This window comes from Dolichospermum sp. UHCC 0260, from assembly GCF_009711985.1.
Lineage (GTDB): Bacteria > Cyanobacteriota > Cyanobacteriia > Cyanobacteriales > Nostocaceae > Dolichospermum > Dolichospermum lemmermannii.
Genome location: NZ_VIKZ01000020.1, coordinates 15,134 through 26,050, shown reverse-complemented (window position 1 = coordinate 26,050; position 10,917 = coordinate 15,134). Strand labels below are relative to the sequence as shown.

Here is a 10,917-nt window from a genome sequence, read left to right as displayed (position 1 = left end):
TTATAAACTAATGGGTAACACGCTATAACTACCAAAGATTTTCAAGATTTCTGTATAATTTTGTAACTCTCTTAAAGCAGATTTCATCATCTGTGCATTCACATCTGCTTCAATATCCAAATAAAATAAATATTCGCCCAAAGAGCGTTTTGTAGGACGCGATTCAATCCGACTGAGATTAATACCCAAACGAGCAAATACCGCCAATGCTTTCATTAATGCGCCCGGTATATTAGCTGGTACACTGAATGCTAAGGATGTATGAGTACAATCAATGGGATGATTTTCCTCCGTGCTAACCACCCAAAACTGAGTGCAGTTTTCTGGGTAATCATTAATACCCTTAACTAAAATAGGTAAATTATACAATTGCGCCGCTCGACTAGAAGAAATTGCCGCTGTAGTTACTTCCTGTTCTAATCTCTGTAATGCTTCAGTAGTAGAATTACTAGGCATTAAATTGACATTTGGTAAAAAACGTGACAACCATCCTTGACATTGAGCTAACGCTTGGGGATGAGAATAGACAGTTTTAATAGTATCTAAGTTAGTTGCATAGGAAATTAATGTATGTTGAATTGGTAAAACTAACGCCAACTGAATTTTTAAATTATCCAATTGCCATAAGCTATCCAGTGTCATGTTGACACTACCTTCAATAGAATTTTCCACAGGGACAACAGCTATTTCTGCTTTTTTATCTGCTATAGCTTGTAGTGATTGAGCTATGCTAGGATAAGGATATAAATTAGCGATAATGCCCTGATGGGTTTTTAACCAGTTGAGATAAAAAAAAGCTGCTTGTTCGGTATAAGTTCCCTGTGGACCTAAATGAGCGATTTTCAGATTCATGCTTTTAAATTTGGCGAATTTAATTAATAATGAAATGAAAGTTTGATTTTTTAGCAATTTAAATTGTTAAAAAATATTACAATAAAAAAAACAAATGGTTTAATTTGCTCATGGTTACTAAGTTTATTGCCTCTCAATCGGTGGAAATTTCCGTTCCTAAGCAATCTATTCCTATTCAACACTACTTGCGTCAACCTCAACGTTTGGTCAATGCCTTAGCTGATAATACAAGAATTCAACAACTTTCTGACGAAGTTTTTCGGTTAAAAATGCGTCCTCTGTCTTTTATGTCACTGAGTATTCAGCCAACCGTAGATATGCGAGTTTGGGCAGATGCCAGCGGTACAATTTATTTGCGATCGCTCGGTTGTGAAATACTGGGTTTTGAGTATATTAACGAAAGGTTTGCGCTGAATTTAAAAGGCTATTTATCACCAGTTCAACTCAATGGTGAAACTCACTTGCAAGGGAAAGCTGATTTGGAAGTTTTAGTAGACATACCACAACCATTTTCCTTTACACCCAAATCAATTTTAGAAACTACAGGGAATGGATTACTCAAAAGTGTGCTACTGACAATTAAGCAAAGATTGTTACATCACCTCTTAGCAGATTATCGGCATTGGGTAATCTCGCAAACTCAAAATAACGAGATTGATCATAACATTCCTGATAGCGGTAGAGTGACCAAGCCATATTACCAACTTTGAATTTTGAGTAGTTTTAAGATGGAATTTGGCAAGGACGAAAAGAACGCCGATGTAAAGGTGAAAGTCCGTATTTTTGAAGCGCCAGTAAATGACGCGGACTTCCGTAACCTTTATTCCGTTCTAGATCATATAAAGGGTATTTTAATGCTAACCGTTGCACCAAATCATCACGCCAAACCTTAGCCATAATACTAGCTGCGGCAATATTAAGCGATAGTTCATCACCCTTAACAATTGTTTCTTGTGGTATTGGCAAATTCTTCACCAACTGATTACCATCAATCAAACACAGTTCAGGCTTTACCTTCAACTTCAAAACAGCCCGCTTCATAGCTAATAGAGTTGCCTGTAAAATATTCAACTCATCTATTTCCGCAGTTGTAGCATAACCAATTCTCCAGTCTAACGCCAGGGTATTAATTTTTTCAGCTAGTTTAGTTCTGCGAGAGCTAGACAACTTTTTACTATCCTTAATGTTATCTACCATCAGGATTGATAAAGCCTCTACTGGTAATATAACTGCCGCTGCCACCACAGGACCAAATAAAGCCCCTCTTCCTACCTCGTCCACACCCCCAACTGCACCCTGCATATTTGAGTAGCTAGAAAACTCTAACCAACTCGAATTATCCCAGAGTGCAGGTTTAATTTCTCCCATTGTCTAAACTGTGATTTGTGTGATTTGTTTGATTCAGATGATTAGTCGTAACTATGATTTATGTAATTGATTTAAGTAAGTAAGTAGACGAAAATAAATCAAAGTAGATTAAGTAATGTAAAAAATCTGGAGATGATTTCGTAGTAAGGGCTTCAGCCCTCAAATGAGGAATAAATTCCTCACTACAAACTTTGAATTATTCAAGCCGTTCTACTTACTTACTTAATTAATTAATCACATAAATCACACAAATCATGAAAATCATAGTCCGAAAACATCTGGATCTAAGGCTGATGAACGACGACGACGACGACGATTAGGAGTAGATCCATTATTAGTTTCAGCTTCTATTTCAGCTTCTATTTCAGTTTTTCCTTCAGTTTCAGTTGCTTTTACTTGGGGAACTATTGTCAATTCTGGGAATATTGCTAATGGTGGGAAAGATGATTCTTCTTCTAGCTCAAAAGTTGGTTTCGGTATTTTAATGGTGACAACTTCAGGAATTGTCTTTTCCATTACAATTGGTTCGGGGATAAATTCAGTTTCTTCAATAGGTGATTGTCCTGGTTGAACAACATTAATAATCACCGATCTTGGATTTTTTCCCTCCCGATCTAACTTGAGTAAAGGAGAAATTCCCATTTCAGCATAAGTATCTTGTTCCTTTGCTGACATTTCCACATTAATAATCTCTGGTGGTTCTACCTTAATCGGTTCTAGTTTGACTTTTGCCCGTTCTGGCCTTTCTGTCCAACCGGATTTATTAATAGTAGGTGGAGCGATTTCTGGGATTGGTAATTCAGGTTCTTCTAAGTCCAAATCTGCATCATTGACAAAAGCTAAAGGATTGGTAGGTAAGCGGGATTCATCTTTATCATTAGCGCCATTCACACCAATACGACTCCGACGAGTCCGGGTCCGGCGCTTATCATTTAGTTCTTGGTAACTAGGATGATTGATCAAATGGAGAGAGCTAAATTCTGGTTCAGTTTCAAAACCATCTCCAAAACCATCATAGGTATCGCGGGGTGTGGCTTGGGCTACGCTACCGATATCAGGAATGCGGGTAGGTGCAGGTGTCCGAGATTCCCTTTGTGGCATCGGTACAAACCGCTCTGGGATGTCCGCAGCCGGAATGGGTAAGCGGTTTTCCGTTTCTCCCGGTAATCTGACGGTATGTCCTAAACCGCCGCAAGTAGGACAAGTTTCGCCAAATAATTCATAAATGTTTTGGCCTTGACGTTTACGAGTGAGTTCAACCAAACCTAGTTCAGTCAGTTGAGCAATTTGGGGACGAGCTTTATCAGCTTTTAGAGCTTTGTTAAAGTGTTCTAAAACTTGCATTTGATCACGTCGAGATTCCATGTCAATGAAATCAACCACAATCACCCCAGCAATGTTCCGCAACCGTAACTGACGAGCAATTTCCGCCGCAGCTTCGCAGTTTGTCCACAGCACTGTTTCTCTAGCAGTTGCGGAACGAGTAAAAGAACCGGAGTTGACATCTATGACGGTTAAGGCTTCTGTTGGTTGGATGATGACATAACCACCTGATGGTAAGTCTACTCTCGGTCTGAGGGCTTCGCGGACAGCCGCATTGATCCGGAAATATTCTAAGATAGGAGAGCGATCGCGGTGATGATCAATTAGCAATCCTTGGGGTGTTTGGCCACCACTCCAGTTTTGTAAATACTGCTTCACCCGTTTTAAGCCCGTGCTGGAATCAACAACAATGCGATTCACATCACCACCATACATATCCCTGAGAACGCGCTGAATAAAGTCATCATCACGATTCAGTAGAGCCGGCGCACGGGAAGTTACTGCTTCTTGTTGCACAAGTTCCCACTGCTTTTGCAGCACTTCTAAATCTTCAATAATTGCTTCTTCTGGCTTGCCTTCTGCTTCTGTGCGTACCAGCAGCCCCATTCCGGCTGGTTTTACTAGAATTGCCAAAGCTCTCAGGCGATTACGTTCACTTTCGCTCTTAATCCGTCTCGATAAATTTACTCCCCGTCCGTAGGGCATCAACACGACATAACGACCAGGTAAGGTGATGTTACCTGTCAGTCTGGGGCCTTTTGATCCCGTTGGTTCTTTCATCACCTGCACTAAGGTTTTTTGCTGTGGTGTCAACAGTTCTGTAATCGCTGCTGCACTACGTTTTAGCCTTAATGGACCTAAATCAGTGACGTGAATAAAACCGTTGCGTTCTGGGTCGCCGATATTGACAAAAGCCGCATCTATCCCAGGTAAGACATTTTCTACTACACCTAAATAGATATCACCAATTTGGTGATGACCAGTAGCTACAACGAGTTCTTGTATTTGATCTTCCGAAAATACAGCAGCGATTTGATGCTGCTCCGCGATGATAATTTGTTTTGGCATTCAATTTCCTCAAAAATTGGCAGCACCGCTGGGAATTACAAGGAAGTTTTCTGTTATCCCGCTTGTCCTGACGGTCGCTGCTACAAGACGCTACTAGTAATAAAAATTCGCAATTTGAGTAGCTCTGCAAAGTTATGAAGAGCTAACTAATGATACCTTGGATGCGTTTATACGCCGGATTATTCCTGAATAGCTGCATATATTTTACAGACTTCAATCAACCGCCTTTGGCCAATTTTCCATACTATACGCTGCTATTTAAACTTTGGATATCCGTAGATATCTATTTCAAAGTTAACGCTTCATCAAGTAAAGTTGACTATATTTAAATAGCACACACTTTGTGGAAAACATCCGCGTTTAGACACGGTTTCTTTTTGGGGTTACCATCTGCTGACGGAGGGAAATCTGCCTTTAGCACTGGATTCACTATCCGTGTTTTTACTAGAAAGTCTAGCTGGGTGCAGATAACTCACTGAGTCATCTTTACAAGAATTTTGGCAGGTTTCTAATCTCTGTCAATACTTACGTGGTATTTTTGACAATTAAACACACTTGCATTTGTAGCAATTGCATAAAAGCCCGCAATCAAAGCAAGTCTTATTTAAGAGATAGAATGTATCAGTGAATGGAGAAGTTGACGAAAGCTATTGTTAGTGATTGATTCACAAGGTAGCTATAGAGAGAGTGGTTTGTAATCAGCAGCGGAATTTGTCTGGGATACAATCTTAGAAGTTACACTCTTATATCTTTGCCTTCGCTCCTGTAATGATCACAGGCAGTGAATCAAGTCATTCAATGCAGCACCAGAAAATTTCTCTTGATTATCATTCTAACGCAACCTTGCGAAAAATCAATTCCCACAATGTCCTAATTTTTGGCACCTACTAGCAAGTTATCCAATAACTAGACGCTTGCGGTGGATATGCAAGAGGTGAAATTCTCCATTCGCCACTGTTTCCAGCATAGACAATATTTGCTCAGGACGCAAGATCACACCGTCGGGACGACAGACACCCAAATAACGCAATACTGCTGTTGAGTCTGATTCTCGGTGAGAGGATGATACTAATTCTATCTCCCACAGGCGATAGCGCAGATTTATTAATTGCTGCTTACCGGATTTAGTTGTATGTGCCGATAAAATCTCCTCTTGATTTTTAATAGTTTCAATCCAACCTTGCCATTGTGCCGGTTGTACCTCGCTTTGGGGTATAGACACTGTTAGTAAATACTCGGCTGCTTCTAGAGATTGGGTAGCAGAGGGAGACTTGATATCTACTTCTACCACATTATATATAGGGATGTCAGTAGGTAGCTGCTTAACCAATTGGGCATGAAAAGTTTCAATATCAATGGCTTGGGTCAACTCAAAATCAACAATTTCCCCTTCACTGGTAGCACCTAAAGTCAAAGCACTGGCTAGACAAATCCTCGGACCAGGATGAAAACCACCTGTGAATGTAATTGGTAAACTGGCACGGCGCATAACTCGATCAAATAGACGCATTAAATCCAAGTGACTGACCAAAGCCATATCCCCTTGTTTGCCAAAGCATACTCGCAATCGTTGGGCTTTGGTGGTGTTGGGAACAAAATCACCGATAAAGCTGGGAATGGGTGGTGCAGCCACAACCACATTATGACCGAAATCAGTGCCACAGACTCCACAATGAGAACAACCTTCAAAAGAGCAGTCAGGGACAATTGCGGCTTCTAGAGCGCGTTGGAGGTCTTCTTGTAGCCACTTTTTATCAATGCCAGTATCAATATGATCCCAAGGTAAGGGAGTATCCAAAGGTGAGAGGGTTTCTGGTTCTTTGTTGTCAGCAGCAAACAGATTCCATTCGCCATTTTCAACTTGACGGTATTTCCAGTCTAGACCGGCTTCGGTAATGGCTGTTTCCCAAGCTGTAAATGCTGCATCTACATTATCATACCAAGAATCCATACCTGCACCCAGTTCCCAAGCGCTACGTAACACTTTCCCCAGAGTGCGATCGCCTCTACCAATAAAGTCTTCCATGGCGGAGATGCGAAAATCCGTGAAATTTACTTTCACATTCTTCATTTTGCGAAACTCTTGTCGCAGGAGATTTTGCTTTCTCGCAAATTCCGTTGTGGAGACTGAATGCCATTGAAAGGGAGTATGGGGTTTGGGGGTAAAATTAGAAATGGTCAAGGTAAAGTTTAACGATCTTCGGCCTTTTTCCCAACATTCCTGTTTTAACCAGTTGACCGTTTCTACAATACCGATCACATCGGCATCTGTTTCACCGGGTAAACCAATCATAAAATACAACTTGATTTTATCCCAACCTTGTGACCAAGCTGTTTTTACACCCCGCAATAATTCTTCATTTGTCAAACCCTTATTAACAATATCCCGCATTCTTTGTGTACCCGCTTCTGGGGCAAAGGTCAACCCACCTTGGCGCGTACCTCCCAGGATATTAGCAATATTTTCATCAAATCTATCTACTCTTTGACTTGGTAAGGTTAAGGAAATATTATCATTTTTTAAGCGATTTTTAATTTCCATCCCCACCGCTGGTAGGGCTAAATAATCAGAACAACTTAAAGACAACAGGGAAAACTCATTGTAACCAGTTTCCCGCATTCCCTTTTCTATAGCTTCTACTACTTTTTCCGGTTCGACATCCCTCGCTGGTCTAGTTAGCATTCCTGGTTGACAGAAGCGACAACCGCGAGTACAACCGCGACGAATTTCAATGGTGAGACGATCATGGACTGTTTCTACATAAGGTACTAAGCCAATAGAATAGGCAGGAATGGGCGTAGCTACTCTTCTCAGGACTCTTTTGGGGACATCTGGACGCAGGGGATATACAGCCCCACCAATACCCATTTCATAGAACTGCGGCACATAGACACCAGGGATTTGTGCCAAGTCTAATAATAGTTCTTCTCGATTCCAGCCTGTTTTTTTCCCTTCTTCTAAAACCAAGCCTATTTCGGGAAGTAGTTCTTCACCATCTCCCAAAACGATGAAATCAAAGAAATCTGTATAAGGTTCGGGGTTAGATGTTGCTGTTTGTCCACCGGCAAAAATTAGCGGGTAATTTCCTTGTAACCGTTCTTCTCTAGTGACGGGAATTCCGGCTAAATCTAACATTTCTAAGATGTTAGTTGCGCCTAATTCGTAACTGAGACTAAAGCCTAAAATATCAAAGTCCGTTAACCACCGTTTAGATTCCACTGCAAACAGGGGTGTCTGCGTAGTGCGGAGTTTTGCGGCTAAATCTGCTCCTGGTAGGTAAGCGCGATCGCATAATTGACGAGGTTGGGCATTCAAAATGTTGTATAAGATGATATGCCCTAAATTTGATGCTCCTACCTCATACACTTCTGGATAGGTCAAAACCCAACGAATTGTTGCCGTATCCCAAGGCTTATGGACTGCTAAACGCTCATTACCCAGGTAACGAGCAGGTTTTAAAATATCCGATGTTATTAATTGTTCAACTAAAACAGCCACTTGCTATCTTCTAGCTACCATAAATTACAGCTAACCACTCTAAGAATAGCATTAATTAGAGATTTTAACTTGAGTTCAATAATTTTATCTTGTAAATTTGGTGCTGCATGAATTATGTTTCGCGCAAAGACGCAAAGGAGCAAAGGCGCAAAATTTTAGGAATTATATTGAAATTATCATATAAGCTTTGATAAGTTTAGATTTGCATTTGATTTGAAGATAACCTTTTTTCTGACTTGGCTACAAGTTGGAAGTCTCTTTACTCAATCTTTATAGGTTGAGTGGGTTTATTTAAAGATTGTCATAAGTCAATGGTAAAGTGTACTTATATATACATTTTTTTTTAGCAAGTTAAAAAACAATCTACTTATGCCTTCTGAATGCAGATTAATCATCTGTCGCTATAGCAATACTATTGCTGAAGCTAGGAATGGAGGTGGTTTCAGTAAAATTTCTCTGTAGTTGTCAGCCCTGATTTTTACCTTTGTCGCTGATAAAAACAGAGTTACCGAATAACTGGTCTTGATTATTTAGTAGTGATCTAAATCACAGGATCGAGAGGTATAAATCACCTTTTATACCGAAAATTGTCTGAGATAATGACTAGTAACTGCAATTTGGTTTATTTGTTATGAAAACTCGATACGTGATTCGTCAGTTGGTAGAAAAAGCCCTGCATATCCGCAAATTAACGCCAGAAATCGAAAATGAGATTAACTCAGAATTAACAAAGCTTGGTCATATCTCTGATGTTGACTATGAAGCTTTAGAATTACTAATGGCAGAGATGGATGCTGGTCGGGTACAGTTAGTTCCTACTTGGGGATAAGTCTCATCGCACTGGGCATCAACGCTGCTTACTAGCATCCTATGTTGCTAGTGTTACCTATGCAATTAAGTCTCTTTATGTTTCTTGTCCTTGTTGATATGCTTGCCACAGTTGATGAATAAATAAATTAAATTGTTGTTTAGCTCCTAAATCAGGCTCAAATTTGAGTTCTTTGGGAAAAAGTTGCCCTAAAAAAGCAATAACTTCTGTATCTAGAGCCGGTCTAAATAAATCTAATGGCCATAACAAATCAGATACATTTCGTAAATCCATCACAAGTGGTAATTCTTGGGTAGAGTTCACAAGCAGTAAAGGACGCACCCAGCACAATTGACGGGAAACCACGATTTCAATAACTTCTGCATAAAGATTTTGATGACTATAATCCAAGGACACAATTTGTCCTGGTTGAAATTTTGGGCTGATATCCATAACTATCTAGAGTAGGAACTATGTTGCAGTTTCCTTGATTTTAATAATTTCTGTTGCTAGTGAGGAGATAGAAGGCAAAGAAAAATTTTCTCTGTCCCATTATCAATGCAAATTTCTTTTATTTGTGTTATGATGCTTTAGGAAAAAACTTCTCAGCAACGCCAAAAGTATTTCCAGGTGAAACCGCGGCAGTGCAGAAGTAAATAACTGTTGAGCAAATGCCTAACAGGACTGTATTGTAGTAAATCAACAATAAAAGAGCAAAGAATCGTGTCAGTCGAAACCATTGAGAAGCGTTCTACATCCCGCAAGCTTGCGCCTCAGTATCGCGTCTTGCTCCATAATGATGATTATAATCCGATGGAGTATGTAGTACAGGTGCTAATGACTACTGTTAATAGCATCACCCAACCGCAAGCTGTTAGTATTATGATGGAAGCTCACCATAACGGGTTAGCTTTAGTAATTAGGTGCGCTCAAGAACACGCGGAGTTCTATTCTGAAACCCTCAATAATCATGGTTTAAGTAGTACGATTGAACCTGACGAATAGTCATTGGTCATTGGTCATTGGTCATTAGCAGTATATTGTTGACTAATGATAACTGACTAACTTTATGAAAATTAATCTCACTCAACTTACCCAATACCCCGTTCCTGTGAGGCTGGTTTGTTTTATACTGGCCTTACTATTTTTATGGCTACCCCTAGCTGTACCAATTTATTTGCTAGTCAAAGATACTAATTTAGAAAGTATTTTGACGCTGGTTATATTATATATAGAGTTTATTTTTCTGCTGAATATCTGGGGTAATCAAGTTTATCAACAACCAAAAATATTCAGCCATTATGGTTTAGAATTTACACACCTGAATGGGGTGAATGTGTTGCAGGGGTTGGCTATTGGACTAACTACTGTTTTAGTTTTATTTAGTTTGGAAGGTGTACTAGGTTGGTTGGTATGGCAACAACCACAAGTATTTTTAGGGAGAATAATTTTAGAAGGTTTATTAGTAAGTTTGGGTGTGGGTTTTGCAGAGGAATTATTATTTCGGGGTTGGTTATTGGATGAGTTACAACGAGATTATAAATTAAATATCGCTCTCTGGATAGATGCAATTTTATTTGCTGTATCCCATTTTATTAAACCTTTGGAGGCAATTATTCATACTTTACCCCAGTTTCCGGCTTTGGTGCTGTTGGGCTTAACGCAGGTATGGGGAAAACGTTGGAAACGGGGGCGTTTGGGTTTACCTATTGGTTTACATGGTGGGTTGGTTTGGGGTTATTACATCATTAATGTGGGACAATTAACCCAATATTCGGGTCAAGTTCCTGATTGGGTTACTGGTGTGAATAATAATCCTTTACAGGGAGTTATGGGGGTATTATTTATGGGTGGTTTGGCTTGGTGGATAGGTAATCAGCAAAAACCCGATTAAGAAAAAACTATGCGATTCAAAGTAGATGCGGTTTAATTCAAAATCATTAAAATTATCATCAAGGCTTGACAAAGCCAAAAGCCTATGTTATGATTATGTTATGAG

9 protein-coding genes are annotated in these 10,917 nt (G+C 39.8%); 4 read left to right on the top strand and 5 right to left on the bottom strand.

Annotation, left to right across the window (positions count from 1 at the left end; genetic code table 11):
• Positions 1-852 carry a prephenate dehydratase gene (gene pheA / locus FJR08_RS09980; protein WP_168633062.1) on the bottom strand — a complete coding sequence of 284 codons (852 nt, stop codon included), beginning with the start codon at positions 850-852 and terminating at the stop codon, positions 1-3.
• Positions 853-962: 110 nt separating this feature from the next.
• Here pheA and FJR08_RS09975 point away from each other — a divergent pair, with 110 nt between their 5' ends.
• Positions 963-1,562, top strand: coding sequence for a DUF1997 domain-containing protein (locus FJR08_RS09975; protein WP_015078747.1), 600 nt, complete (start codon positions 963-965; stop codon positions 1,560-1,562).
• 13 nt (positions 1,563-1,575) lie between these two features.
• Here FJR08_RS09975 and FJR08_RS09970 read toward each other — a convergent pair whose 3' ends face one another.
• From FJR08_RS09970 to FJR08_RS09960, 3 genes are all read right to left on the bottom strand, one after another.
• Positions 1,576-2,220: a ribonuclease HII gene (locus FJR08_RS09970; RefSeq protein ID WP_015078746.1), complete on the bottom strand. Its 645-nt coding sequence runs from the start codon at positions 2,218-2,220 to the stop codon at positions 1,576-1,578.
• A gap of 261 nt (positions 2,221-2,481) precedes the next feature.
• Positions 2,482-4,611 (bottom strand): Rne/Rng family ribonuclease, encoded by a 2,130-nt coding sequence (locus tag FJR08_RS09965; protein ID WP_168633061.1) that lies wholly within the window; start codon positions 4,609-4,611, stop codon positions 2,482-2,484.
• Between the two features lie 895 nt (positions 4,612-5,506).
• On the bottom strand, positions 5,507-8,110 hold the full coding sequence (locus tag FJR08_RS09960) for a TIGR03960 family B12-binding radical SAM protein (protein ID WP_168633060.1): 2,604 nt from the start codon (positions 8,108-8,110) through the stop codon (positions 5,507-5,509).
• A 631-nt stretch (positions 8,111-8,741) separates the two neighbouring features.
• On the opposite strand from FJR08_RS09960, the gene FJR08_RS09955 reads away from it, so the two are divergent.
• A complete protein-coding gene (locus FJR08_RS09955; RefSeq protein WP_015078743.1) occupies positions 8,742-8,939 on the top strand; it encodes a hypothetical protein in 198 nt (65 codons plus the stop codon).
• 75 nt (positions 8,940-9,014) lie between these two features.
• Here the strand turns inward: FJR08_RS09955 and FJR08_RS09950 are convergent, their stop codons facing one another.
• Entirely contained in the window at positions 9,015-9,371 is a 357-nt protein-coding gene (locus tag FJR08_RS09950) for a hypothetical protein (protein WP_174783055.1), read from the bottom strand.
• 270 nt (positions 9,372-9,641) lie between these two features.
• Here FJR08_RS09950 and clpS point away from each other — a divergent pair, with 270 nt between their 5' ends.
• Both clpS and FJR08_RS09940 read left to right on the top strand, forming a co-directional pair.
• Positions 9,642-9,923, top strand: coding sequence for an ATP-dependent Clp protease adapter ClpS (gene clpS / locus FJR08_RS09945; protein WP_041457654.1), 282 nt, complete (start codon positions 9,642-9,644; stop codon positions 9,921-9,923).
• A 64-nt stretch (positions 9,924-9,987) separates the two neighbouring features.
• Positions 9,988-10,812: a CPBP family intramembrane glutamic endopeptidase gene (locus FJR08_RS09940; RefSeq protein WP_168633059.1), complete on the top strand. Its 825-nt coding sequence runs from the start codon at positions 9,988-9,990 to the stop codon at positions 10,810-10,812.
• The last annotated feature ends 105 nt before the right edge of the window (positions 10,813-10,917 follow it).